The sequence below is a fragment of the Amycolatopsis sp. WAC 04197 genome (assembly GCF_003947475.1).
Lineage (GTDB): Bacteria > Actinomycetota > Actinomycetes > Mycobacteriales > Pseudonocardiaceae > Amycolatopsis > Amycolatopsis japonica.
This window is the reverse complement of record NZ_QHJK01000004.1, coordinates 448,236-474,219: the sequence shown is the minus strand read 5'-3', so window position 1 is coordinate 474,219 and position 25,984 is coordinate 448,236. Positions and strand designations below refer to the sequence as shown.

23 protein-coding genes are annotated in these 25,984 nt (G+C 65.6%); 9 read left to right on the top strand and 14 right to left on the bottom strand.

What is annotated here, in order from left to right; genetic code table 11:
• Positions 1 to 61: 61 nt before the first annotated feature.
• The 5 genes from DMC64_RS42975 to DMC64_RS19085 are packed head-to-tail and all read right to left on the bottom strand — an operon-like array spanning position 62 to position 4,340.
• Positions 62 to 295: an AlpA family transcriptional regulator gene (locus tag DMC64_RS42975; RefSeq protein ID WP_233629710.1), complete on the bottom strand. Its 234-nt coding sequence runs from the start codon at positions 293 to 295 to the stop codon at positions 62 to 64.
• Complete coding sequence (locus DMC64_RS19100; protein ID WP_125734616.1) at positions 292 to 1,155, bottom strand: site-specific DNA-methyltransferase; 864 nt, start codon at positions 1,153 to 1,155, stop codon at positions 292 to 294. Before DMC64_RS19100 ends, DMC64_RS42975 begins: the two co-directional genes overlap by 4 nt.
• Positions 1,152 to 2,405, bottom strand: coding sequence for a site-specific DNA-methyltransferase (locus DMC64_RS19095; protein WP_125734615.1), 1,254 nt, complete (start codon positions 2,403 to 2,405; stop codon positions 1,152 to 1,154). The genes DMC64_RS19100 and DMC64_RS19095 overlap by 4 nt, the downstream gene beginning before the upstream one ends.
• Positions 2,402 to 3,367 (bottom strand): DNA methyltransferase, encoded by a 966-nt coding sequence (locus DMC64_RS19090; RefSeq protein WP_125734614.1) that lies wholly within the window; start codon positions 3,365 to 3,367, stop codon positions 2,402 to 2,404. The genes DMC64_RS19095 and DMC64_RS19090 overlap by 4 nt, the downstream gene beginning before the upstream one ends.
• The gene (locus DMC64_RS19085) at positions 3,360 to 4,340 is read right to left on the bottom strand and encodes a hypothetical protein (protein ID WP_125734613.1); all 981 of its coding nucleotides are present in this window, start codon (positions 4,338 to 4,340) and stop codon (positions 3,360 to 3,362) included. Before DMC64_RS19085 ends, DMC64_RS19090 begins: the two co-directional genes overlap by 8 nt.
• A gap of 522 nt (positions 4,341 to 4,862) precedes the next feature.
• Here DMC64_RS19085 and DMC64_RS19080 point away from each other — a divergent pair.
• The 9 genes from DMC64_RS19080 to DMC64_RS19040 all read left to right on the top strand — a co-directional run bounded on the left by DMC64_RS19080 (position 4,863) and on the right by DMC64_RS19040 (position 17,096).
• The gene (locus DMC64_RS19080; protein WP_233629709.1) at positions 4,863 to 5,885 is read left to right on the top strand and encodes a hypothetical protein; all 1,023 of its coding nucleotides are present in this window, start codon (positions 4,863 to 4,865) and stop codon (positions 5,883 to 5,885) included.
• Positions 5,876 to 6,364 carry a pilin gene (locus DMC64_RS19075; RefSeq protein ID WP_370324286.1) on the top strand — a complete coding sequence of 163 codons (489 nt, stop codon included), beginning with the start codon at positions 5,876 to 5,878 and terminating at the stop codon, positions 6,362 to 6,364. The genes DMC64_RS19080 and DMC64_RS19075 overlap by 10 nt, the downstream gene beginning before the upstream one ends.
• A gap of 64 nt (positions 6,365 to 6,428) precedes the next feature.
• Positions 6,429 to 8,531 (top strand): hypothetical protein, encoded by a 2,103-nt coding sequence (locus DMC64_RS19070; protein ID WP_233629708.1) that lies wholly within the window; start codon positions 6,429 to 6,431, stop codon positions 8,529 to 8,531.
• A complete protein-coding gene (locus tag DMC64_RS19065; RefSeq protein WP_125734611.1) occupies positions 8,528 to 9,685 on the top strand; it encodes a PrgI family protein in 1,158 nt (385 codons plus the stop codon). The genes DMC64_RS19070 and DMC64_RS19065 overlap by 4 nt, the downstream gene beginning before the upstream one ends.
• Positions 9,682 to 11,592: a VirB4 family type IV secretion system protein gene (locus tag DMC64_RS19060; RefSeq protein ID WP_125734610.1), complete on the top strand. Its 1,911-nt coding sequence runs from the start codon at positions 9,682 to 9,684 to the stop codon at positions 11,590 to 11,592. Before DMC64_RS19065 ends, DMC64_RS19060 begins: the two co-directional genes overlap by 4 nt.
• 59 nt (positions 11,593 to 11,651) lie before the next feature.
• Complete coding sequence (locus DMC64_RS19055; protein WP_125734609.1) at positions 11,652 to 12,485, top strand: hypothetical protein; 834 nt, start codon at positions 11,652 to 11,654, stop codon at positions 12,483 to 12,485.
• A 34-nt stretch (positions 12,486 to 12,519) separates the two neighbouring features.
• Positions 12,520 to 15,021: a helicase HerA domain-containing protein gene (locus tag DMC64_RS19050; RefSeq protein ID WP_199755015.1), complete on the top strand. Its 2,502-nt coding sequence runs from the start codon at positions 12,520 to 12,522 to the stop codon at positions 15,019 to 15,021.
• Between the two features lie 65 nt (positions 15,022 to 15,086).
• Positions 15,087 to 16,121 carry a replication-relaxation family protein gene (locus tag DMC64_RS19045; RefSeq protein WP_125734608.1) on the top strand — a complete coding sequence of 345 codons (1,035 nt, stop codon included), beginning with the start codon at positions 15,087 to 15,089 and terminating at the stop codon, positions 16,119 to 16,121.
• Positions 16,122 to 16,136: 15 nt separating this feature from the next.
• On the top strand, positions 16,137 to 17,096 hold the full coding sequence (locus DMC64_RS19040; RefSeq protein ID WP_125734607.1) for a C40 family peptidase: 960 nt from the start codon (positions 16,137 to 16,139) through the stop codon (positions 17,094 to 17,096).
• 569 nt (positions 17,097 to 17,665) lie between these two features.
• Here the strand turns inward: DMC64_RS19040 and DMC64_RS43670 are convergent.
• The 9 genes from DMC64_RS43670 to DMC64_RS18990 form a co-directional block, all read right to left on the bottom strand.
• Positions 17,666 to 18,076 (bottom strand): 2OG-Fe(II) oxygenase, encoded by a 411-nt coding sequence (locus tag DMC64_RS43670; RefSeq protein ID WP_370324390.1) that lies wholly within the window; start codon positions 18,074 to 18,076, stop codon positions 17,666 to 17,668.
• A 300-nt stretch (positions 18,077 to 18,376) separates the two neighbouring features.
• Positions 18,377 to 19,153 carry a ferritin-like domain-containing protein gene (locus DMC64_RS19030; protein WP_125734605.1) on the bottom strand — a complete coding sequence of 259 codons (777 nt, stop codon included), beginning with the start codon at positions 19,151 to 19,153 and terminating at the stop codon, positions 18,377 to 18,379.
• A gap of 1,186 nt (positions 19,154 to 20,339) precedes the next feature.
• Positions 20,340 to 20,843 (bottom strand): hypothetical protein, encoded by a 504-nt coding sequence (locus tag DMC64_RS19020; protein WP_125734603.1) that lies wholly within the window; start codon positions 20,841 to 20,843, stop codon positions 20,340 to 20,342.
• An 18-nt stretch (positions 20,844 to 20,861) separates the two neighbouring features.
• Positions 20,862 to 21,677 carry a hypothetical protein gene (locus DMC64_RS19015; RefSeq protein WP_125734602.1) on the bottom strand — a complete coding sequence of 272 codons (816 nt, stop codon included), beginning with the start codon at positions 21,675 to 21,677 and terminating at the stop codon, positions 20,862 to 20,864.
• 38 nt (positions 21,678 to 21,715) lie between these two features.
• The gene (locus tag DMC64_RS19010) at positions 21,716 to 22,015 is read right to left on the bottom strand and encodes a hypothetical protein (protein ID WP_125734601.1); all 300 of its coding nucleotides are present in this window, start codon (positions 22,013 to 22,015) and stop codon (positions 21,716 to 21,718) included.
• 26 nt (positions 22,016 to 22,041) lie between these two features.
• Positions 22,042 to 22,770, bottom strand: coding sequence for a hypothetical protein (locus tag DMC64_RS19005; protein ID WP_125734600.1), 729 nt, complete (start codon positions 22,768 to 22,770; stop codon positions 22,042 to 22,044).
• A gap of 389 nt (positions 22,771 to 23,159) precedes the next feature.
• Positions 23,160 to 23,648, bottom strand: coding sequence for a hypothetical protein (locus tag DMC64_RS19000; RefSeq protein WP_125734599.1), 489 nt, complete (start codon positions 23,646 to 23,648; stop codon positions 23,160 to 23,162).
• Positions 23,649 to 23,754: 106 nt separating this feature from the next.
• The gene (locus DMC64_RS18995; RefSeq protein WP_125734598.1) at positions 23,755 to 24,297 is read right to left on the bottom strand and encodes a hypothetical protein; all 543 of its coding nucleotides are present in this window, start codon (positions 24,295 to 24,297) and stop codon (positions 23,755 to 23,757) included.
• A 90-nt stretch (positions 24,298 to 24,387) separates the two neighbouring features.
• Entirely contained in the window at positions 24,388 to 25,956 is a 1,569-nt protein-coding gene (locus DMC64_RS18990) for an ArdC-like ssDNA-binding domain-containing protein (protein WP_125734597.1), read from the bottom strand.
• Positions 25,957 to 25,984: the final 28 nt, after the last annotated feature.

Below are 25,984 nucleotides of genomic sequence, written 5' to 3'. Positions count from 1 at the left end.
GCGGGTCCGCACGATGCTCGCGCTGACCACACCTCTCGGGGAAGCCCGAGAGGTGACGAATTCACCTGATGGATGGATCAATCCCCAGCGCGCGCAGAAGCCCGGAGGTGGGTACGCGGTACTCGCCACCGACACGTAGCAGCGGGCAGGGGAAGTCGCCGTTGCGGGCCAGGCCGTAGGCCGTGGTCCGGCCGATCCCCAACGCACGCGCGGCGGTCATCAAATCGACAACGGCGGGCAGCGCCGCGACCTCGTCCAGGGTCAACGTCGTGAACCGCTCGGCGTCCGGGTTCACGGCTCTTCCAGGAAGCTTCCGAGCCGGCGCCGGGCCAGGGCATGGCATTCGGGATCCAGATCGATCCCGATGAACGAGCAGCCCTGTGCCAGCGCGGCAAGGCCGGTCGTTCCGCTGCCGGAGAAGGGATCGAGCACGACGCCGCCGTCCGGGCAACCGAGCCGCACACAACGGTGGGCGATCTCGACGGTTCCGGCGGCGCGATGCCCGGTCCGGCCGCGGTCCGCCGCGACCGTCCAGACATCCGAATCCACTCCTACGGCACCGTCTCCGCGGAACCAGTGCTCACCGTTGCGGGCGAAGAGGAAGACCGACTCGTAGCGCTGCGAAAGCCGGTCGCGGACGCTTTCCGGACGCCCGTTGGTCTTTGCCCACACCACCGCGTTCCGCAGCAACCAGCCCCGGTCCTGCAAGGCGAACGCGACACGCCACGGGACCCCGATCAGATCCTTCGCGCGATACCTCGACTGGGGCGGGCGGTGCACGCCGTAGGCCTGCGCAGAGCGGGCTGACGCGGTCCGGGCGACGGATCCGCGGGCGACGTAGTTCCCCCACGAGCCGCCGAAGCTGTCGCCCAGATTCAGCCACGCCGTGCCGCTCGGTGTCAGCACCCGCCCGACTTCGTCGAAGACATCGGCAAGCCGGTCGACGTACTGTTCGGTCGTGGGCTCCGACCCGTGCTGGCCGTTGACCCGGTAGTCGCGTAAGCCCCAGTACGGCGGAGACGTCACCACGCAATCCACCGACGCGGGCGGCATGGCGGCGAGGACTTCTCGCGCGTCCCCGAGGCACAGCCGTACACGATCCCCGTCAGCGGAGGGGACCGGGCCGGGTCGCCTGTAGCTGTACGAATCCGTCATGCCGCCACCTCATCTCCACCTCTGGTTGCCAGGCCGAGGCGCCGCAGCCCGATGTCGTGAAAGTCGGGATTGAGGTCGATACCGATGTAGTTCCGTCCGAGTTTCCTCGCGGCCAGGCCGGTGGTGGCTGCGCCACTGAACGGATCGAGCACCACACCGCCGTCCGGGCAGCCGGCGGCGATGCAGCGTAGCGGGATGTCGACCGGGAACGCGGCGAAGTGCGCCTCCCGCAACGGTCGGGTGGTGATCGACCAGACGTCCCCGGGGTTCTTACCCCGTGCATGCGCCGCCGTGTGTTGGGCGCCGGTCGGGCGCATCGCGTCGCCGTGGGGTTTTCCGGCGAACGGTTCGGTGTCCCGGTATTTGCCGTACACGCTGTTGCCACGGCGGCGTGCGGTCGCGTCGATACCGCCGTAGCGGCCCTTGTTCGCTCCGCCGATCACGATGCCCTCCCCGACCGCTTCAGGACGGGCGAGTGGTTCGCGGATCGGGTCGAGGTCGAAGAAGTACTTCTGCTGTTTCGTCAGCAGGAACAACATCTCGTACCGGTTGGACAGTCGGTCTCGCACGGATTCGGGCATGGCGTTGGGCTTGTGCCACACAATCGCGTTGCGCAGGATCCACCCGTCTTCCTGAAGCGCGAACGCGACCCGCCACGGCATGCCCATCAGGTTCTTCCGGGGAAGGTCGTGGGCGCGCGCTGCTCCCGCGCGGCGGACGGAATCCCGCAGCTGCGCCGCCGTGCTCCGACCGGTCAACGTGCTCGCCCGCATCGCGTCGCCGGCGCGACCGGGAGGCTCGGTGGCGTAGCAGTCCCCCAGGTTCAGCCAGACCGTGCCGGTATCGGCCAGCACCCTGTGCAGCTGGCCGAAGACCTCGCGGAGACGGTCGACGTAGTCCTGCGGCGTCGGCTCCAGACCGTGCTGGTCGTCCTCCCGCCGCGCGCCGCACCGGCGACAACGCGCGGGTGCACCGCCACGATGCGCGGCCGAGGCAGGGTAAGCGGATTGACGCTGTATGGACTGGCGAACGTTGCCGCCGCGCCCGGCCGCGGCCAGGTGCGCACAGTCGGCGTCGCCATCGACCCAGCTCCCGGTTCCGTAGTCACGCAAACCCCAGTAGGGCGGACTGGTGACAACACAATCCACCGACCGATCCGGCATTCCGGTCAGGGTCGACGCGGCGTCGCCGGTCAGCAGCGTGACCGACTCGTCGCGGTAGTGGACGGTGCTCCTCGGTTGCGTGTTCACGCCGCCTCCTGATCCGCGTTGGTTCGTGTGTCGAAGCCGGAAGTCGCTGCCTCCGGACGTCGACGGCTCCTGCGTCGTCGTCGGTGCACGTCCACGCGTGTGGGAGACGGCCACGCCGGTTCGGCCGCGGCCTGGTCGATGGCGTCCGGATCGGCTTGGAAGACCAGCACCGTGTGGTGCGCCGGGAGCGCGATCGGGTACCCGAAGGCGTCTTCTGCTCGCCGAACGGCGCGGCGCTGGGCGAACGTCGTGCGGGTGTGGGTCCTGCCTCGTTGAACCGCCGCGGTCAGGGCGACGCATCGGGCCACCGGGACCAGTCCGGCTGCGTTCCCGATCGCCTCGATCCGGCCGGGAACGTCGATCAGCTCGTGCCGAGTCGGGTGGCGGCACGGGGAGCAGGTGACGACGATATGGCCGCCGGGACGAACCAGCGGCCGGTACTGCGCCAGCAAGGTTCCCAACCGGTCCACGTCGCCTTCCATGTCGCTGTTCCGGCCGGGACGCAGCGCGGTCAGCAGGAGATCCACGCGTCCGGTCAGGCCCGCTGTCGCAGCGGCGACGGCCGTGCCGGGGCGCCGGTCGAGGACCAGGACCATGCCGTCGACGAACACGCCACCGGCCTTGGTGGTGGTCACGTTCGCCCGGGCGAGCCGCCACCACCGGCGCTGATCGGTCAGCCCGATCGCGTGCCTTCCGCAGCGCAGCGCTTCGATGACCGTTGTGCCTGCTCCGCAGTCCGGATCGAGGACCACATCTCCGGGTTTCGTGAACGCCGAGATCGCGTATCGGGCGATCGCCGGAGCCATGAGCGCGGAGTCGGTGCCCGTGGCCTCGTGGTAACCACCGTCCTCGAGCTGAGTTCGGAAAGAAAGCGTCCCCGTCGGCCACACCGAAGTCGGCACGAGACGGTCTTCCTGGTCGAGTTCTTTAGCGGACAGCGGTCGGCTCGTGCGCTCAGACATCTGAGGTTTCTCCTCCCCTGGCAACGTCGGCCTCGTCCTCTGTGACCGATGGCCGCGCGAACAGGACGAGGTCGTGGTGGACCTGCCGGAAGTGCACCGGCCTGTCGAGGCTCGCGGAAGGCTTAGTGACACGGCCCTCCCTCGTATGCGCGTCCTGATGGGCGACCGAGAAGTCAGAGGCATGGGCGGACTGCACGGCGATGTGGTCGAGACAACGCAGCTGGTAGTTACCGAGCGTGGCGGCCAGTTCGGCGATCGGTTCGACGAGGCGCCCGGCTCGTCGTTCACTGTGGGTGATGAGGGCGACGATGCCTTCCGGAGTGATCTGCGTGTTCCAGTCGGTGTGTCCGATCCAGTCGGTGGTGCCCGGGTCGACAGCGGTGATGATCAGGTCGAATGTGCCGCGGGAGCGGTCTCCGTCGGCCCGCGCGCAACGCGTGGAGTCGGGGGACGGTTCGGCGACTGACCGAAGGCCGAGCCGACTCGGGCGGGGTCGCGTCACCGACTCGTTTCGAGTGACCGGGCGCGAGTCGGTGCGATCGCTGCACTGGTCCCGGACCGGCACGGCGGCCGCGGTGTCGACGCTGCGGCCGAGGCGGCTGACGGTCCAGACCGCTTCAGCGAGTCCGCCGTAGTGGACGGAGTCGTGGACCCTGCCGGTGGCGCGCGGCGGAACCTGGTTCGGCGCGGGCGGCGTGAGAAGAAGGACGCGGTCACCCGGGCTCGTGTAGGTCGTGACGAGGGTGACGACGGTACGCCCCAGCCAACCGGCGAGCTGTGCGGTGCCGGGCAGTTGCTCGGCGTCCGCGAATGCCCAGAATGTCGTCGGCCGGGGGCCGCGGATGCGCCGCCGGGCGGAGCCCAGGGACGCCGTCCGGCGCCTGGCGTGGTTGTCGTGACCGTCGTGGGTCGGGTGATGCCGTGGTGTGCGGCGGGGGCGGCCGTTGTGATCACGGTGCGGTGTCGAGGTCATCGGTAGCCCTTCCTCGCGGATAGTCCTCGGCGTGGCCTGCCAAGTCACCCCAAGAGGCCGCTTTTGAGCCCGATTTTCGACACCGCACGCCGAATTCCTTCAACTCTGCCGGGGCAGCCGAAAAATCTTATTTCAGCAACCCAAGGACTGCGCCCGCCCATGCTTGCGAGACGGGCAAGTGGACGCAGTCTGCAAACCGCCGCCTGCGGCACCATTCACCCCGATTATGAGCATGACCGAACTGCCAGACTGACAGCCAAGGGCCTCGACGCGCACAACCCGCGAGACCCGACTAACAACTACTTAAACACCAGTTAGAGACGCATATTTGCGCACCTTTGCCACGGGTCGACGCGCGGTCTCGACACCTGGAAACCCACTCACTGAATCGATCACCTTCGGCCATTTAGTAGTTCTTTAATTCCAATCTCTGATTGGCTTGTTCTTTTCTTGTTCTTTTCTTGTCGAAGCTCTGGCGTCCTGTTCTCACGGATTTCCAAATCAGCAGAACAGGAGCAGATCATGACGGTCGACGACACCTTCCCCGCCTCACCTCGGAATGGCCGAGACGAGCATGAATGGTTACCTCTGGATACCGCCCGCGATGCATTCAGCTGGCTGGTCACTGGCCCGGATCCGATGGCCGTGCACGGCTCCAAGTTCGCCGGGCTGCCGCGGCGGCCGGTGCCGCTGGACGAGCTCCGGGACCGGTTGCTGAGCAAGCAGTGCCCATCGCGAACTCGCGATGCCGTCTGGGCACATCTTGTGTTGAGCTCGCGCGCTCAAGGTGGCGCGTGGACAGTGGCCTGCGTCGGCATGGCGCTGCCCTCGCTGGCATCGAGCGCAGGGTGGCTGGCGGCGCGGTATCGCGGCGACCGAGCCGACGCACACGCGGCAGTTCTTGCCGGGTTCATCGAGGCGTTGGCGACCGTGGACCTGACCGATCCCGGCATCTTCCTCCGGCTCCATTTCGCGGCCCGCCGCGCCGGCCAGGCGGCACTGGAGGAGTCCCTCGACGCACCTCGTCCCGTCGGGATGGCCTTTCGGTCGACCGTTCCGAAGCCACCGTACGGACACCCTGACTTGGTGCTCGCGACGGCAGTCGGTGAACAGATCTTGACCCCTGCCGAAGCGGAGTTGATCTCCGCCACGCGTCTCGGCGAGACGTCGATGACCGCATGGGCACAACGCCACGAGACGGCCCTCGCGACGGCATACAAGGCGCGCAACCGGGCCGAAGACCGACTGGTGTCCTGGCTGCGGCAGCAGACCGACGGCACCGGCGACGAAGACCCGGTCGCCGACGCCGCCCTGAGCGCGCTCAGGGCGGCCGCTCCTGCCGCCACCTCCGCCGACGACACCCACAAGTCACGCGCGGTGAGCGGGCGTCTCCGCAACGGGCGACCGGCGAACCGAAAGAAAGCGTCACGCTCGGTGTCGAAAAACAACCCGAAATCCGGCCTCTTGGGGTGCGGGGAGAGCCCGACCAACTCTCCGCGGACCGCCGAGAACGAGCCGACTTCGGAGGTGCGCCGATGCGCCTGACACCCCATCCCTCGACCCAGCCCACCGTCTCGCCGCCGCCAGAGGCGGCAAGCACTACCGAGCACGCGCGGCCTGCTCCGCCGAACGAAGCGCGCGGCAACTCGAAGGCCGGTCATCCGAGCACTAGTTCCCGGTCCGCGCGCGCCATTTTCTCCCGACTGGTCAGCTCGGCGATCGTCACCGCGCTCCTTCTGACCACGCACACGGCGGATTCGGCGCAGGCCTCAACGCATGTTGTCGCGCTCGCGACCACCGTCGATCAGGTCTTCACCAACATCCGCAACTGGCTGGTCGGGATCTTGGCGGGTCTGGCGACGGTGTTCCTGACCGTCGGCGGTGTTCGGTACCTGCTGGCCGGTGGCGACCCGGGTGAAACGGAGAAGGCGAAGTCGGCTTTCCGCAACGCTGCGTGGGGTTACGGGTTGGCGGCGCTGGCGCCGCTCGCCGTGGAGATCCTGCGCGGGATTGTCGGGGCCTGAGGTCATGGCCACGTCCCGTCCCGACCCCGCGCTCACATCCGGTCGCAGCGAGACCGACACGCGTGTGACGGTTCGCGGGCGCATCTTGCTCAGCCCGTCCGGCCCGGGCGGGACCGGTCGTCCACGGCGTCGCCTGCTGCGGCTGTTTCCGCTCGGCCTGGTCGTGGTCCTCGGCTGTCTTCTCGCGGTCGGAGCGTGGGCGGCGCCGGAGTCTTCGCCGTCCTCCACCGTGTCGCAGGCTGCGGCGGCGCAACCGCAGCCCGAGCTTCCCCTGCCTCTCCCGACAGTCGCACCGGGTGAGACGTGTCCGCCGGGGTCACCGGACCCGATCTGCAACTTCCCAACTGGGTCGCCACGGCCGTCGGTCTCTGCGACCCCGCTGCCGCCGATCACCGAACTGCCGCCGCCGGAGAGCTGTTTCCCCGGCCAGATCGGCTGCGCACCCGGCGAACCAAACACGGCTCCGACCACCAGCCCAGGCAGTCCCTGCGTCGGTGAAGGGTGCATCCCGCAACCCAGCTCCCCCGCGCCGTCCACGCCTCCAGGGCCGACCGGGCCGGGCGCCGACGGTGACGATCCGGACTGCGGGATCACCAACATCGAAGGTTGCATCAACAAGGCCATCAACGCGGTGTTCCGCGAGCTGGTCAAGTCCGCGCTCGACCCTCTGCTGAAGCTGCTGGGCGACACCGCGTTCAGCACGCCGACGCTGGATTCGCTGCCCGGGGTGACGAACCTGTGGAACAACTCCTGGCTGATCGTTCTGGCCTGCTACAGCGGGCTGATCATGATCGGCGGGATCATCGTGATGTCGCACGAGTCGGTCCAGAGCCGCTATTCGATCAAGGAGATCGCGCCCCGTCTCGTCATTTCCTTCATCGCCTCGATGCTGTCGCTGTTCGTGATCGACAAGGCGATCCGGCTCGCGAACGCGCTGTCGACCGCGGTGTTGTCCGGCGGGACGGATCCGCCCAAGCTCGGCGACAACCTCACCCAGTCGATCAACGGCACCTACTCCGCGATGGCCTCCGGCGGGCTGTTCGTCATCCTGCTGAACGTCGTCCTGGTCATCGCGGTCATCGCGCTGCTGCTGGTCTACGTGGTGCGGGTGATCATCACGCTGCTCCTGACCGTGTCCGCCCCGCTGTGGGTCGCCTGCCACGCCCTTCCCCATACCGACGGCATCGCCCGCTGGGGCTGGCGGGCACTCGCCGCCACCCTCGGTATCCAGGTCGTCCAATCGCTCACGCTGATCGTCGCGGTCAACACCTTCCTCAACGGCAGCACGAAGCTGTTCAGCTCTCTCGGCGGCGGTCTGATGATGCTCTTCGCCGTCCTCGGACTGCTCTACATCCTGATCAAGATCCCGTCCTGGTTTCTCTCCGCCACAAAGCTCGGCGGGGGCGGCCGCTCGTTTCTCGGCGGCTTGGTCAAAGCCGTGATCGCCGCGAAAACCTTCGGCGCCATCGCCGGTAGCTCCGGCGGATTCGGCGCGTCCCGCGCAGCCGGCATCGCCACGACACCCCGCGGCCGCAGCGGGGATGGGCATGCCCGTGTCGCCGACCCGCCCTGGCCGCCGCAACCGCGGCTGGCCCCGACTCCGGAAGCGGTGAACAAGCGCATGCGACAGCAGTACGACGCCGAGCGGCTGCGCGCCGCCCAGCAACCGCACGTCCCCTCGCAAGAACCGCAGTTCCTGCAACCGGGTCCGCAAACCACGACGCACGACCCCGCAGCCAGCCCCGCTCCATCGGGGTCGCCGCCCAAGCCGGAGTTCAGTTCGGCGCCCCGGCCCGCCGTTCCACTCCCACCGCCTAGAGCTGGTCGGCGGCGCGTGACGAACCCGCGATTCCAGACGGCGAATCCGTCACACCGCCAGGGGGCCGGGCAGGCACCCGCGCGGCCGGTCGGTGTCGCGGCGGTCCCGCCGCACTTGAGGTTCCAGCCCGCCGCACCGGAACCGGGCCATGTGTCCCGGCCAGTCACGCCCGCGACCGCGACGCTGTCGGCGCCGGTGTTCCGGACCCCGCATCCCGAGCCCCGCCCCGCGGACGCCCGGCCGCGTACTCCGGCCGCTCCCCCGGTCGCGTTCCGTGCGCCGACTCCGCCACCGGCGCCCCCAGCACCCGCGCCGAAACCCTCGTCCCGTGGAGGTAAGAAGCCATGACACAGCCCGTGCGCATACCGTCCGATGTGGATCGGGAGGACCGGGTCCTCGTCAATCTCACCGCGCGGCAGCTGGCGATCCTCGCAGTGACCGGAATCGTCCTGTACGGCGGGTGGACGCTGGCGCGCGGCGCGGTGCCGCTGCTGGTGTATCTGATCATCGCCGTCCCGATCGCGGTCGTGGCCGCGGTGCTGGCCCTGGGGCAGCGCGACGGTATGAGCCTCGACCGGCTCGTGCTCGCGGCCATCCGGCAGCGCATGCAGCCACGGCATCGGGTAGCCGCGCCAGAAGGTGTCCGTCCCGCGCCCGAATGGCTGACCAGTCAGGTCGCGGCGAACGACGATCCTGGCGAGGCGGACGGTTCGCAGGTGTCACCGGCCGCGCTGCGACTGCCCGCAGAAGGGGTCACCGAAGCCGGTGTCATCGACCTCGGGTCCGACGGCGTAGCCATGGTCGCGGTCGCCAGCACCGTGAACTTCGCGCTCCGTACCCCCGGCGAACAGGAAGCGCTGGTCGCGTCGTTCGGCCGGTACCTGCACTCGATCTCCGCGCCCGTGCAGATCCTCGTCCGCGCCGAACGGCTCGACCTGAGCCACCAGATCAACGACTTGCGCGAGGCCGCTCCAGGCCTGCCGCATCCGATGCTCGAAACGGCCGCGCACGAGCACGCGACCTACCTCGACCAGCTGCGCCGCTCGACCGATCTGCTGCGCCGCCAGGTGCTGATCGTCCTGCGCGAACCGGTACGCGCAGCCGGTCCGACCGACGGGCTCGGCGGCGCGTCACCGCTGGCTGCCCTGCGCGCACGCCGCCACGCCAACCGCGGCGACACGGTCACCGAGAGCGCGCTGCGATCCGCGGAAACCCGGCTCGTGCGCCGCCTGGGCGAAGCCATCGAGCTGCTCTCCCCCGCCGGGATCACGATCACCCCGCTGGACGCCGGGCAGGCCACCGCCGTCCTTGCCACCGCCTGCAATCCCGACACCCTCATCCCGCCGTCGGCCGGGCTCGCCGGCGCAGACGAGGTGATCACCACCGCCGCCGAACCCGAGGACGAACCACCCCTCCGAACCCCAAGGAGCCGCGGGGAGCCCACGCACCGCGCGGCACCGGAGGCAACAGCACTCGACGACTGGGAGGGCGACGACCTATGAGCAGGAAAACCAGCCACACTCGAGGACGCGCCCGGCAAACGGCGGCGACACCGGTGGGCGGGGCGAGCGCGTTCACTCCGGACTCGCTCGCGGTCTCACCGCGCCATCTGGAGATCGGCGGCGAGTGGGTCGCATCGTTCGCGATCACCGGCTACCCGCGCGAAGTGCACGCGGGATGGCTTCAGCCGCTGCTGTCCTATCCCGGCCGTGTCGATGTCTCGCTGCACGTCGAGCCGATCGACCCTGTCACCGCCGCCAACCGGCTCAAGCGCCAGCTGTCCAAACTGGAATCCGGTCGACGGCACAACAACGAGAAGGGGCGGCTGATGGACCCAATGGTCGAGGCCGCCACCGAGGACGCCTACGACCTGTCCGCCCGCGTTGCCCGCGGCGAAGGAAAGCTCTACCGGTTCGGCCTGTATCTGACCGTGCACGCCACCAGCGAACCCGATCTCGCCGAACACGTCGCCGCGGTCCGGTCCCTCGCTGCATCGCTGCTGATGAACGCTCAGCCCACCACCTACCGGTCGCTACAAGGCTGGGTATCGACTCTGCCGCTCGCGCTGGACCTCATCGGCATGCGCCGCACCTTCGACACCAGCGCGCTGGCCGCCGCATTCCCGTTCACCTCACCGGACCTTCCGCCCGCCGACCCGACCAGCGTCGCCGCGCCGGACGGGGTGCTGTACGGGTTCAACATCGGCAGCCAGGGCCTGGTGCACTGGAACAGGTTCGCCGCGGACAACTACAACAGCGTCGTCCTCGGCCGGTCCGGCGCAGGAAAAAGCTACCTGGTCAAACTCGAAGCACTCCGCTCGCTCTACCGAGGTGTCGAAGTCGCGATCATCGACCCGGAAGACGAATACCGCCGGCTGTGCGAGGCGATCGGCGGCACCTACATCCGCCTCGGCGATCCCGCAGTCCGCATCAATCCCTTCGACCTGCCGATCGCGACGCGCCCGGACGGGCGCCGCACCGCGCCGAAGGACGCGCTGACACGACGCGTCCTGTTCCTCCACACCGTGATCGGCGTCCTGCTCGGCATGGAACTGTCCGCGCACCAGCGGGCCGTGCTCGACCGCGCGTTCCTCGCCACCTATCAACGGGCCGGGATCACCAGCGATCCCCGGACCTGGGGCCGTCAGGCACCACTGCTGGCCGACCTGTCCGCGACCCTGACCGGCACCGGTGATCCGGTCGCGGCCGACCTCGCGTCCCGGCTGCATCCGTTCGTCGACGGCGCATCCTCAGCGATGTTTTCCGGGCCCACCACCACCAGGCCCGAGGGCCACCTGACCGTGTTCAGCCTCCGCGACCTGCCGGACGAGCTGCGCGCGATCGGGACCCTGCTCACCTTGGACACGATCTGGCGGCGGGTCTCCAACCCGGCCATCCGGCGACCGCGGCTGATCACCGTCGAGGAAGCGTGGCTCCTCATGCAGGACCCCGCCGGGGCGCGGTTCCTGCACCGCATGGCCAAAGCCGCCCGGAAACACTGGGCAGGCCTGACCATCGCGACACAGGATGTCGGCGACGTCCTCGGCACCGAGCTGGGCAAGGCGATCATCGCCAACGCCGCCACGCAGATTCTGCTCCGCCAGGCGACACAAGCGATCGACGAGATCGTGGCGACGTTCAACCTGTCCGACGGGGAGAAACAGTTCCTCGTCTCCGCGGACAAAGGACAAGGCTTGCTCAGCACTGGGACACAGCGAGTCGCGTTCCAAGCCCTGGCCTCGCCTCAAGAGAACGCGCTCATCACCACCGACCCGGCCGAGCTCGCCGCGTATGCCGAACCCGGCGTCGAGGCCGACGACAGCGCCTTCGTCGACCTTGACGGCATCGATACCGCGGCGACGTTCGACGACGACATCGACCGTCACATCGACCTCGATCCCGCCGCCTGACGCTAAGCCCGCTTAGCCGCTCCCTTTCCTTGCTCCTGCCTGCTTGTGTGAGGTGCTATATGTCTTTACCCGTCACAAAATTAGCTAAGGCCAGCCAGCCCGCGCGGTTGCTGACGCAGAACCGGGCGATGCGCGCCATCGGCGTCTGGAACTGGACACTGCCCGCGCTCGCGGCCCGGCTGCCCGACGGGCGCACACAGGTGACCTGTCCCGCGGCCTCGGCATGCGCGCAGATCTGCTACGCCCGCAACGGAACCTACCGCTTCCCTGCCGTGAAAGCCCGCCACCAAGCCAATCTCGCCTTCGTTCTCGACGACCTGCCCGGCTGGGAATCGGCCATGATCCGTGAACTCTCAGCGTCACGGTTCACCGGGAAGTTCATCCGCGTCCACGACGCCGGAGACTTCTTCGACGACCCCTACACGCTCGCATGGTGCCGCGTCATGCGCGCCTGCCCGGACGTGACTTTCTATGCCTATACCAAGGAAGTCCTCCGATTCAAGCGGTTGATCGAGCCGGATCCGCCCAGCAACTTCCTGTGGGTCTACAGCTACGGCGGCAAAGAAGACGCCCACATCGACCCCAGCCGCGACCGGGTCGCCGACGTTTTCCCCGACACCGACGCCATCACCGCAGCCGGATGGTCCTCGCAAGAAGCATCCGACCTGCTGGCCGTACTCGGCCCGCGACTCGTCGGGGTACCCGCGAACAACATCCCGCACTTCCTCAAACGGATGGACGGGCGGCGACTGTCGGAATGGCAGGCCGAAATCGACGCCGACCGTGCCCGCAAACGACGCCGACACCTCCGGCTCGTACCCGGCACGAGCCCGGCGGCGCCCTCGCAGCAGAACCTTCAGCGCCCCGCGGACGCCCATCGCCACGCAGCCTGAACGCCTGATTTCCCTAATGCAGAACGGAGTTCTGATGTCTTCTGCCCCATACGTGGCTGCCTACGCGGAGGCGTTGACCTCTCCGTTGCAGGACTACCTTCGCGATCCCGGAGGCGCGGTGCACGCTCTGCTCACCGCGGTGCGAGACGTCGCCGTGCTGTGGGGACCGGTCGCCGGTCCCGCGCTCGCGCTGGCCTGGACCGGCGCTACCTTCGGGCGCCGGTGGTGGCTGCAACGACGCCACCACCGGATGGCGGCCGGAGCCAGGCTGGTCACGGTGCTCGCCCCGCCCACCGTGGACCCGGGCGGTGCTGAGGCGCTCTTCTCCAACCTGGTCGGACTCTTGCGTCCCGGCCGGAAACGCCGGATCCACGGCCAGCCGCACATCGTATGGGAATACGTGTTCTCCCACGCCGGAGTCGCCATCCGAATATGGCTGCCCGGGATCGTCCCGCCCGGCATGGCCGAACGCGCGATCGAAGCGGCCTGGCCCGGAGCCCACACCGGCACCACCCCGGCCAAACCACCGATCCCGGAATTCACGCCCGCGGGAAAAGCCGTCGAGGCCGTCGGCGGGGAAATGCGGCTCGCTCGCAGCGAAGCATTGCCGATCCGCTCCGACTTCCCCGCCGACCCGGTCCGTGCGCTTCTCGGCGCACCGGCAGGGCTCGGCTCCCGCGAACGCGCCGTCGTGCAGATCCTCGCGCGGCCGGTCACCGGTGCGCGTGTCCGCAAGGCCCGCCGAGCCGCCCGCCACGTCCGCTCCGGAGGCTCCGCGAAACTGGCGGGACGCTTCCTGGACCTGATCACCCCACACACGAAGGGACGCAGATCCCGAGCTAGCACGACGAAGCCGGTCGCCGATCGCCAGACAGTCTTAGAGACCTCGTCCCAAGATCGGGTCATCGTGGCCAAGCAGCGCGGCCCCCAGTTCGAAACACGCGTCCGCTACGCCGTCGCCACCCTCGTCGACGAGGGCCTGACCGACGCGAAGCGATCGCCGGTGCACGAGCACCTGGCCGGACGCGGGCACGCCATCGCCAGCGCGTTCGCGGCCTACAGCGAGCACAACTACTACCGCCGTGTCCGGCTCCCTCACCCAGTCCGGGCCGTCACCGAACGCCGCCTCGCCGACGGCGACCTGCTCTCCATCACCGAACTGGCCGCGCTCGCGCACCTCCCGACCGACGACGCCATACCCGGCCTGCAACGCGCCGGAGCGCGGGCGGTCCCGCCGCCACCGGGCATCGCCACCGGCGGCGCGGAGGTGAAACCGATCGGGGTCAGTGACTCCGGCCATTCCCGGCCGGTCGGGCTGCGTGTCGCTGACGCCCGTCACCACCTGCACATCCTCGGGGCCACCGGCAGTGGCAAGAGCGAACTGATGGCGCGGATGATTCTCGACGATGCCGACGCCGGCCGCGGCCTGGTGGTCATCGACCCGAAAGGCGACCTGATCACCGACGTCCTGATGCGACTTCCCTCGCGGCTCGGGGACAAGGTCGTGCTCTTCGACGCAGACAGCCGCTACCGGCCACCGGTGCTCAACCCGCTCGAAGGTGCCGACACCGCACGCACCGTCGATGACCTCGTGTCGATCTTCTCCCACGTGTACTCCTCCAGCTGGGGCCCCCGCACCGAAGACATCCTCCGATCCGGATTGCTGACCCTGCGTGAACTCCCCGGCACACCGACCCTGACCCACCTGCCGAAACTCCTGACGGTGCCGAGCTTCCGGGAACGCGCACTCGCGCAGGTCTCCGACGACGTCCTGCGCGGATTCTGGGCCTGGTACGACGACCTATCCGATGCCAGCAAGGCCCAGGTCGTCGCACCGTTGATGAACAAGCTCCGCGGCCTGCTGTTGCGGCCGTTCGTCCGGGCCTCCCTCGCAGGCGGCGAATCCACTGTCGACATGGACGCGGTCCTCAACGGCGGCATCTGCCTCGTCCGGCTGAGCAAGAACTCGCTCGGGATCGACACCGCCCGGTTGGTCGGTTCGATCTTGGTCGCCCGGACCTGGCAAGCCGCCACCCGTCGCGTCCGAATTCCCCAGCGGGAAAGACTCGACAGCTCGCTCTACATCGACGAATGCCACAACTTCCTGTCCCTCGCCTATCCCTTGGAAGACATGCTCGCCGAAGCCCGCGGCTACCGGATGTCGATGACCCTGGCCCACCAATACCTGCGCCAGCTCCCCCGCGAGCTGGAAGAAGGCATCAGCGCCAACGCCCGCTCAAAGATCATCTTCTCCGCTTCGCCCGAAGACGCGCGCGACCTCGCGCGGCACACCGAGCCCCAGCTCTCCGAACACGACCTCGCCAACCTGGGCCGCTACAACGTCGCCGCACGGCTGGTGCTCAACAGCGAGGAAGCACCCCCGTTCACAGCAGTCACCGAGAAACTCCCGCCTGCGATCCCCGGACGCGCTAAGGAGATCCGCCGGCTCGCACGGACTAACGCTAAGGCTCGGAGCAGACCGCACACTGCCGAACACGCACGACCCGCAGCATTCGATCCCCGGCGTGCCGCCTGACCCGGCACTCGCCATTCCTCGTTTGAACCCAACACCGCGCATTGGCGCATTTGGAGGTGCACCACATGAAGATCAGCAACCCCACCCCGCAACGACAGCTGCGAGCACACCGGCCGGAACGTCCCGCACCACGCGTGCTGAACAGCGCCGAGCACCACGCCTGGCTCGCACGGCATCTCACCGACCGCGACCGCTGGTTGTGCCGGATGCTGTTTGAGCACCACGTCCTCACCAGCACGCAGATCGTCGACATCGCCTTCCCCGGACGCCGTGCCGCGAACCTGCGCCTGCACAACCTCTACCGGTGGGGCCTCGTGCACCGATTCCAACCGCACCGGTCCCTCGGCTCGCACCCGATGCATTACGTCCTCGATACCGCCGGAGCGGTCGCGCTCGCCCACGAAGACGGGCTTGCGCTCAAAGACCTCGGCTACAGCCGCGAACGCGAAGTGGGCCGTGCTTTCTCCCTCCAACTCGCCCATACCGTGGGCTGCAACGCGCTCTTCACCACCCTGATTCGCGCGTCCCGCCAACCCGAGGCCACCGCCAGGCTCACCACCTGGTGGTCGGCGGCCCGGTGCGGACGACTTTGGGGCGACATCGTCACCCCGGATGGCTACGGCAGGTGGCGTGAAGCCGGACGGGAGATCGAATGGTTCGTCGAGTTCGACTTCGGCACAGAGACACTGTCCCGTCTGGCGAGCAAGTTGGTCCGCTATGAGCGCCTCGCCGACGTCACGGGTATCGCCACACCCGTTCTGGCCTGGTTTCCCACCGCCGTCAGAGAAGCCAACGCGCGTCGCGTACTGGCCGAAGTCCTGCGAGGTCTCGACAGCCCCGCGCGAGTGCCAGTGGCGACGACGAGCGGCGAGTCCTCCGCTGATCCACTCGACATGACCGCATCCCGGTGGCTCCGGGTCGATGAACCCGGAGCTCTGGGACGGGTAGCCCTGGCCGAGCTTCCGAAGCTTTGGCCGCATCTGCCCGCATCACCGCCGTCGAGCGGTGGGCGCAACCTCGATGCCACGCGCGCCACGCGACCGGGGCTGGAGCCGCCCACGCCGATGCCGCCAGCCGCTTCCTCACGCCTTAACAGCTAAGGGGGTACTTAAGCGATGGCTAAGCTCGCAGTAGCCGGCGTCGCGTTCTTCGTCGTGCTGCTTCTTCTCATCGGCGGAGGTGCGATCGCCGTGGTCCAAGCAGTGGTCGGCAGCTCTGCACAAAGCACGAGTTGCATCCCCGCGGGCGCGAACGGCGCACCGATAGTCGGATACGGCCCTGAGGAGATGGGCCACGCGGCGACGATCGTCGCCGTCGGCAAGCAGATGAACGTTCCCGAACAGGGTTGGGTCATCGCGATCACGACCGCGATCACCGAGTCACGACTGCGCAACCTCACCTACGGCGACCGCGACAGCATCGGCCTCTTCCAGCAGCGCCCCTCGCAAGGCTGGGGCTCCGTCGCCCAGATCATGAACCCGAACTACAGCAGCGAGCAGTTCTACCGGCATCTCGTGACGCTGCCGAATTGGCAGACCAAGCCCGTCGCCGAAGCAGCCCAAACCGTACAACGGTCCGGATTTCCCGACCGCTACGCACAGTTCGAACCAGCCGCTCGCCAGGTCGTTGCCGCAGTCCATAGTGCGACTTGCACATCCAGCGGCACAGGCGACTGTAACGCGATTCAGGCACCCACCCCCGCCGCGAAGGCCGCAATCACCTACGCATGCAGGCAACGTGGCCTTCCCTACGTCTGGGGCGGAAACGGCCCGGACGGCGGGCATCACGGTTTCGACTGCTCCGGGCTGACCAAGACAGCATACGACGCAGCAGGGATCGCGCTACCCCGCACCGCCCACACCCAGTTTCACGCCAGCCCCCGAGTTCCGGACGGGCAACCACTCTTGCCCGGCGACCTCGTCTTCTACGGCACACCCGCCAGAATTCACCATGTCGGTCTCTACATCGGAGAAAGCAAGATGATCAACGCGCCAACCTTTGGGAAACCCGTTCGCGTCGACAACTACCGTTACCCTGGTGACGATTACGCGGGCGCGACGCGCCCATCGGCCTGAAGTCTCGAACTTCTTTCACAGGCACATGACAAGTTCCGAAATTAATTGACATGCGCGTGTTCTTTAATCAGACTTCAGTGAAATTTTCTAGGTCGCAAGCTTTCGAGGGTCCTATCACAAGCAATCTGTCGACTTCTACGACGCCGACGATCAAGCGGGGCACCAAAACGGTGAAGTTCTTTCGGCTGCGCATACCCATATTCAGCCCCAGGTGGACTACTGCAGCCGTGACGATCTCGAGCGCCGGTTCCACCGTTCGGGCAACGGCCCGTCCTGGTCATACGCTACGACAGAATCGCCACCGCTTACCGATCCACAATCGCCCCCCAATGCCGTGACCGCATAGACCAAATGCCGTACATGCCCCAGCAGTAGACGCTGGGCGAAGCCGAGGCGTTCTGTGAAACCGGCTACCAGTTCGCCCACGCGCGCCACCAGTCGACACGTGGCACCAGCACAATGCGACAAGCGGTCCACTCACGCGGGCAACACCCACATCGGATCAGCATGTAACCGGACGCACCAAACTCAATCATAAGGTCGGCAACCGGAGCCTCCTGCCCCACCGTCTAGGATTTACTCTCTACAAAACCCACCAAGGTGCGCCTTCTCCCGCTCTCCACTGCGTGAATTTCGTGCACTACTCGACTGTCGAAAATTATTACGTCTCCTCGAAGAGGGCGAACATTCAGAACCCCCTCCGGCAAATGCAGGGATAGGGCTCCGCCATCATAATCCGACGACAACCCGATTACTAGAGTGTGCGAATACAATTGATTCGCTGAGAAGTCGTCATGACTTCCGATAAAGTCACCTGGATCGAGTACATTACATTGAATCCGTCGAATTTCGCCAGGTCCAATTATATCTCGCACCTGAATTGACCTTGTGACTGCGTCTATAAGTCTCCGCGCAGACTCAGCAAGCGCGTGATCGTTCTGTGGCTGGTAATATGAACGCTCCTCAGTGGGCGGAGTCATATCGCTGACCAGACGCTGCACAGTCAGTCGGTATTCAGTATCACCTTCCACCCCTTTACTTACTCGCAGGGAAGGAACCAGACTTAGATCCGCAAGCACCGCCTCAAATATAGCCACTGAGACGCCAAGCTGATTCAGCTCAAACTTTGACACTTTAATCGAGTTGCGCATTGCTCACCTCGGCGCTTGCTGACATCCATGAACTAACGGGCGGGCGCGCCACGATTGCCAGCGCACCCGTCCGATTTGAGCCTCGAAGCTCATTCGTCGATTCCGTCGTTATCCGGCGGATAGAACATGTCACCCTCCTTCCAGATCGGTTACTCCAGCTAGAACTCGAGCACGAAAGCTTCTGCGCTTACGATCGACCGTCTCATGTATCTGATCACTAGATAAGTCGCTAAATTGTGCGTACCGTTCGGCCACTGCCCGGCTAACTCCAGTTGTAGCCAAACTTCTATCGATTGCGTCGGCCACTTCTTGAGTTGCGCCAGGCTCACGAAGCAACAATTGACGGAGATATTCCTCTCCTAATGCTACATGTCGGGCCTCATCAGGAACTAGTTGAAGATAAATACTTCCAAGAATACGTCCCGAAAAGATCTCTGCCAACACAGTGAAGACACCCAATGCCTGTGCTTCCAACAAAGAATGCGTCACAAAGCGCTGTATAAATGTTCTTTCCGCGCCGAGTTCCAACGCAACCCGCTCCCAATTTTCATTAGGCGCAGTTGGCTCCTCCTCAATAATCTGCAGATACCGCGCGAAGACGTCAACATGTCGCGCCTCGTCAGCAACAGCGCGAGCGAGGTTAAGTCGCAAGGTATAACTTGGCGCTTCAAGCATCAATGACGCCGCAGCCGCCATGCCCATCTGCTCCGCGATGACAGACTGACTGGCGAGATGCAAGGCAAAATTCTGCATCGCAGGGTTCATAGCCTTGTGGTCAGGTCCGACATCGTTCCACGCGACCGATTCTTCCCACGGTGGCGCCGCGCACCCCTTTCGATAAATCGCCAGTTCAACTCCCGCCGCAGCCATGAGTTCATGTCGCGACAAATTGACGTTAGCGGACACTTGACCTCCAGCATGCCACTTTATTTCAAAGTAGCGGCGACCGCCTGCACAGTAAAGGGCCGTTCGGCCCTAATTTTTTGATACCAAGATCCATAATTCTTGACAACTAAGATCTTGAAAATGGCAAAATTGCTGGACAGCGCCTCAGCAGTCACAAATGTGCGCGTTGTGATCATATCCCAGGGTGGCGGACAGGTCAGCCCACCGGAGTTCCAGGGACGGCAGCAGAACATCGCTAGAGCCAACCGAAGTAAGACTTGTGTACGTGGCGCGCAACAACTTGCCGTTACTGCTGCAGTCAACCGCTCCATTCAGTAGCTGGCCGCAGGACGCTCGCTACAACTACGACTTCACCGGCACACCGCACCGGCGATCAACAGTGCGGGTGCGAGGACTGCCCCGCAGCCAGTCGACAGGGCCTTCAGAGCCAAAACAGGTTTGGGCCAAGCTGTTGGTCTAAGAACCCCGGCGATCGAATGATTCGATCCTCTGGGAACGCGAGGAGCCTTCGCCCGACACCTCGACCGCACGACGCTGTCGAATACGGGCCTTCCACCCGGAGGCCACACGGAGACTCGAGCGGGCAAGCAGGACCACAAGACAAACGAGCGAGCCCCCTGGCCGATGGGGTGGCTTCGAAGACTCGCCGGCCGTGAAGCCGGAATTGGGGGCCTCTGGGGCAGCCGATCAGGGCCGGGTCCAGCGGTGGTTGCGAGGGTCCCAGGTCGCGGCGGTGTAGAGGCGGTTGAGGTCGGGGAGACTGGGGTCTCCTTCTTGCATCCAGCCGAACTCGATACATTCGGCCATCCCGGACATCAGGCCCGTCCATACGTCCTGGGGACAACGGCAGTACATGTGGCCGTTGCGTTGTCGGCCGGTGGCCAAGCAGCGGGCGACCTCGCAGCGATGTTCGTGAGCTTGTCCGATTTCAACGTGACAGGCAGGGCATGTCTCCTCCAGCGGGAAGGCGGACGGGTCGGGGCTGTTGGGGCGCGCAGTCATGGTCTCTTCTCCAAGCCGGTTGCGATTCGAGGGGGCACGTCCTGTCCGCTTGCCCTCGCGCTGTCATTGGAAGGCGCTCGCGGTGGGACGGCGTGCCGCCGATGGGTCTGCTAGGACTTGAGGTCGGCGCGGGCACTCATCGGCGTACCCGCGCCGACCTGCACGTACCGAAGTCCCGCGGGTCTCAGCTCGTTCTCTCCTTGAGGCTCTTCAGCACGGAACGAAGTGAAGCCGCAGGGAACTTGTTCGCGCCGTACTTCTCCGCCGCCCAGTCGAAGGCCCGTTGGACTACCGCGAGTGCCTCTAGCGGTGGGTGCGGCACGACGATGCTCCCTGTGCCGAAATGCCAGCCGTCCAGCTGGGCCGTGGGAACGGCGTGGCGTATGGCGTCCTGCTGGCGCGCCGTTACCGGGACGAGCGGCGTCGTTCCTGTGATGGGTACTTCGCGTGGCTCGACCCGGATCCCGACGTCTCGCGCCCAGCAGTCGCTGGTGCGGCCGTTCGCGTCCCAGCGGACGTAAACCTCGGCCAGCTCCCGGTGCGGCTCGCGGCGATCAGGCCGTACGACGTGGAGGAACACAGCGCCACGCCCGTGCGGGCCTGCGACCTTCACCGGCGAGCCTGTTTCCATCTCCTGTCCAGTGACTCGGTGGACGGCGACGTAGATAGTTCTTGTCTTCTGCTGCATGGCCGTTCCTCCTAGTTGCTAGTCCTCGATGAGCACGGTGACGCTGGTGTTCGGTGGGCCGGTGACCTGGGCTGTGCGGTCCGGCCGTACGGTCACCACGATGGGGAGGTAGTTGAGGGCGAAGTCCCCGGCGCAGGCTTCGTGGAAGCCGTGGAGCTCGTCCTCGTCCGGGTGCCGCGCAAGCACTGCCTGCTGCTGCCGGTTGAAGGCGTTGCTGCACCAGCGGCAGTGGTAGACACCGGCGTTCTTGGCGTCCTCGACGCCCTGGAGGACCATGGGGCCGAGTTTCGCTCCGGCCTGGGTCTGGCAGACGTCCGACACATCGGGGGTGACCGCGGCGTAGGTCACTGCCTTTTTGGTGCTGCGCCGCGACCACGCTCCGGGGAGGGCGCCGCCCTCGGAGAGCAGTTTGTCCAGGACGTCCACCGATCCGACGAGGTCATCGAGAAGGGCTTCGCGCCGTTCACGTGCTGTGTGTTCGTCACCGGGAGTCCCCGCCCGGTCGGCGTCCTCGACCATGTGGGCGGCGTCGTCGATCTGCATCAGCGCATCGCGGATACGGGTCAGCAGGGCGGAGGCATCGTCCAACGGGCCAGCCGGGGCCGCTCCGGGCGGATCGACATGTCCGTCACAAGCCCACCCTTCGTTTAGCGGGTCCTGCGGGTGAGTTTCGCTCCAGAACTCCAGCAGGACCCGTGCGGCGTCCTGCTCCGCATAACGGCTGCCCGCTGCATCCCGTGCTTCGCGTGTGTCATAGGGAATCGAGACTCGGCGGACGTTCTTAGCAGTCCGCAGAATCCGAAACGGGTATTTGGGTTCGTGATTCTTGACCATCTTCCCACTCCTTCTGGCGTGCTTGCATGCGGTATCGACTACTTACTAGGGTCATGCTCTGCGCGTTCTATCCGCTGCGCGTACGCGCGGTAAGCCGATCGTTCGGTTGAGCTCGACTCGATGCCGTCGCCACCTTCGAATGTCCAGCAACGGCTGAGAAATGCTCTATGCACAGCCAGTGTCGCCGTGACGCGGAGCGTGTATCCGCGAGAGCGATTGATGAAGCGAGCACCGTCGTATGCCTCGATCTCGTCGTCCTGCATATCCAGATCTTGCAGGAACTCCGCGATGGTTCCGGGCATATCCAGTGTCACGACCATGTCGTCTCGTTCTTCCATGTTCCCTCCTCGAACGGCTTGCGAATTTATAGCTCTTGATCGACGAGCTCCCATTCGAATGTCGTGCCGATCGCGTAGCGTCCGTCGGAATCGGCGTCGATTCGGGTTGGCAGGTAGCCGTCGTCGGCAATTGCCTGGTTGTCGAGCAGCACGATCGTGTCGGCGTCCCAGTACGCGCGGTCTGCGCCCTCTGGGCTGCTGCGGGCGACGTCATTGATCCAGGCAACGACCACCTCGGCGACCTCGCGCCGGAACCGCGGACATCCCGCCCGGGACCAGCCGTGCTCCACCGAGGGCAGTGCGGGAAACACGGGGTCCGAGCCATTGATGTTAATGGTGACAAGGATTTCGCGACTCTCCGCTGTTAGCCGCGCCCGATCGTCGAGCAATTCAGCATTGCGCTGCTTGTCAATGGTCGGAGCGCTAAGTACCCACGCCCAACCTTGAAAGCCGATCGCGTACCTGCCTTCCGCGTCCGGAAGAACCCGCGCGGTCGCGCGTTCTTCTCCTTCCAGCACGGTCAGAACGCCGTCCGGACCAAAAGCGGCTCCACCCGGCCAGGTTCGCGGGTCTTCCTCGTGCATGGCATTGAGCCACGACGCGACCGCTTCAGCAGTCGCGCGCCGAAATCTCGGCACGGCAAAGGTGTTCCACCTCTCATCATCGATAATTGCGGGGAAGGATGGGGCGTCTGGCACCAGCAAGGCGACATAGACCTCGTTGCTTGCCGCGTTCAAATTAGCCGATGTAACCATGACTACTCCTCAAATGAGATACTCATTTCGGCCGATCGATTAAATAACTGTCCCTATGTGGAGAAATTTTGAAGACCATCTAACAGGCGAGGGATTACGAATCTTCCGCAGTAGTCTGCGCACGTCGTCGATGCACAAACGATATTCTGGCGTCATGTCCCGGTTGCTACATCAACCTCGGGGAAGTCGCGTGGACATGCGAGCTATTGAATCCCGCAAGCCGTGATAGATGGACGGCTACGGCCGTGAGGGCACGCATGCACGGGCCGCGCTCGTAATTCAGCTGTTCAGGCTGGGCGCGGTTCAGATATCGGCTTAATCGCCTGAATCGACGGGTGCGCCCTTCCCGTCTTGAAGAGCTTGCTCTCGCGGGCAAGCTGGCTGGGCCTTTAGCGCGGATTGGCGGCTTTCGTGAGGATGTCGCGCAAGGTCTTTTCCGGTAGGCCGACTGCCTTACCCATTCGTTGGGTGCCCCAGTCCGGTCGCGCGGCCGCCAGGTCCAGCACAGCCTTGTCTCGGGCTTGCTGCTTCTCGCGCTCGTCGTTTTTCGCCTGCGTCGTCCGGGCCCGGAGGTTCTTGTGCAGGTCCCGACTGACCCTCCACCGGGCGACGGCACGCGAGCAGCGCGCGACGGCATCGTCGTCCGAGTCTTCGCCACCCATAGGCGGTTCGAGCTCCACACCGACGAGCTGGCCAGCCCGCGCGAGCCTCACCAGGAGGTCGACCTGCTCACGGACCGCGGACTGTAGCTCTGGCAGATCGCTGCCGCCATAGAGCGCCTCTATCGAGGAGCCCCCGCCTCCGGTGATGAACTCTCGGCAGGCATCGATGACCGTCTGAACCTCCGGCGTTAGCTCCAGCGGCTCCACCTGCGTCATCACCTGCACTTCCGTGTCACCGCGCGTTCGCGGCAGTCCGATCGCTGTGGCCGGAGTAATCCGCCGTTCCGCCTGTTCAGCGTGCGTCGAGTGACACCGTAGCCGGTCAGGGGTAGTAGGTGCCTCCGGGCGTGCTTCGCAGCTGGCCATCGCGCACCATCCTTCGGCATGCTTGCCGGACCTGGTCTCGTCCGAGCCCAAGTCCTGCGGCGATCTCTGCCGGGGTCTTCCCCTGATGCTCTCGGACCCACTCCACGATCTGCTCGCGTGTCCCCGTCGACGGCAGGTGGGTTACGTCCTGCATTTCCTTGACCTCGATCGGCGGGACGGCACCTCCGAGGGTGATGTTCGCCCGTGCGGCCAGGTCTTCCTGGGCCAGCGGCAACGTGGCGAAGTCGTAGTGCCCGACCTCGAGCGACCAGGCATCCTGGCTCTCGTCGTACAGCAAGACGTGCGTGCTGTAGTTCGTGCCCCGGCGGGTCACGGCCAACGCTGAGGCGTGGCATCCGGGACCCCCAGGAGTGAAGAACGCGGCCTCGATGACCGTGTATCCGCCTACGGTCGCCGGCGTGGCGAGCCGGAACGCGACCGGGTCCTGCCGGTCTCGGCGTTTCGTAAGCTGGTGGTGCTCGTGTGTCGTGTCGTCCATCGGTCTCCTCCGTGTTCCGTGTGGCCACGGCACGCGCGCATCCAAGATGCGCGCGACCGTTACGGCACGGCCTTCGGCTGGCACGCGTGACTACTCGGGTATGGCGGGTTCCTGGAAGGCGCGGATGATCTCCTGAGCTGTAGCCGTTACTCGTTCGGCGGTCTCGGCGAGCAACTCGGCGTTGCCTTCTAGCCAGCCGGTGAGGGCAGGTTGGTCATGCGACGAGGTGTTGAGGCCGAGGGCCCCCGCTGCGATGATCGCCACCGTTGTCGCCTCGCGGTCCATCCTTTCGCGGTGCTGGCGGTACTCGTCTGCGTCGGCCAGGTGATTGAGCCGGATGTGTGCCAGCTCTCGGAGTGCCGCTGTGATAGCCGCTTCGTCGTCCAGGGTGTCGCAGACCCATACTTCGCGGGCGGTTAGGTCGGTGTAGCTGTCGACGTCGCCGGGCGGGCCGCCTGTCACCTCATAGCCGGTTGCCCGGATCTCGGTGGCGACCGTCTCCCAGACTTCCGCGATCTCGTCTTCAGTGACGGGGGCACGGGTGGTCCGGTCCTCGGGGATCGGCTCTCCTTCAGTTTGAGTGACGTCGAAGCGAGGTGAAGGGCGGACGCCGCGAATCGTCATCCGCGGCTTGCCGTCACTGTCGAAGCCATTCTTGCCTTGTTTCTGCGCCTCCTCCAGTGAGAGGCGGTATTTCATCGGTTCGAAGATGTAGAGGGCCTTCTCACCTGTCTTGATCTTGCGTCCGAGTTTGTTCCATGCCCTGGACGTTTTCACCATCGACGGTGTGAAGCCTCGCTCTGCTGCTTGCAGCAGGATCAACATGATGTTGTTGAAGCTCCACGCGGCGGCTAAACCCTGCGCCGCCGTGAGGAACTCCGCCCACCGGTCCTCGTCTTCTGCCAGCTCTGCGATACCATCGGCAAGTTTTCCGCTCAGGGCCTCGTGTCGCTCCTTACGTTCTTCGGGTGTGAGCTGCCTGCGCCTTCCGCTCCGGCCATTCGTCTCGTCAGATCGACCTTGCGTAGGCGTTTCTTGCTTGGGAACAGTTTCGGAAACCACTTGGGGATCACAACCTTTCGATACTTCCATCCGGCGCAGCAGGGAAACGCTTTCGGCCATTGCCGACGCGAGAGATTTTGGGACAGCTATCTCAAATTTGACATTGTCTCCGAATTTTCGAACTTCGACAGACCCGCTGACACCATCACTACTGGAACCAAAGTGGACTTTATTCGGATCATGACTGTAGGTCGCGCCGTCAAGTGCGCTGGCCATGGCTTCACACATTGCTTGATGTTCAGCGTCGCGCGCGTCACTCGCAGCCTTATCGACACGCGCCTTAGCGATTGCTTCCTCTGCCCCCGGGAGCAAGCGTCGCCGAATCTCTCCCGCGACTTCCTTGGCGGCCCTGTCTTTCGATACGCTGATCACCACGTCATATTGAACAAACCTACGCAATTCGCCGCCGACTGCTTCCGAGATAAAGAGTCTGTTGCTTCCGTACTTTCGGTGGTGTTCCGTAGCAACACGTAGGCGAATGTCGCCTACACCACGCAGGCAGACATCTCTGCCGTCGAATCTTTGACCTGGTTCGACACTCCATTCTTCTCCTAGTTCCAAGGCCACAGCCATAGCAATTTTATTCAGGCTGATCACGCCAACCTCCCTTCCTGGTTAGCAGTGA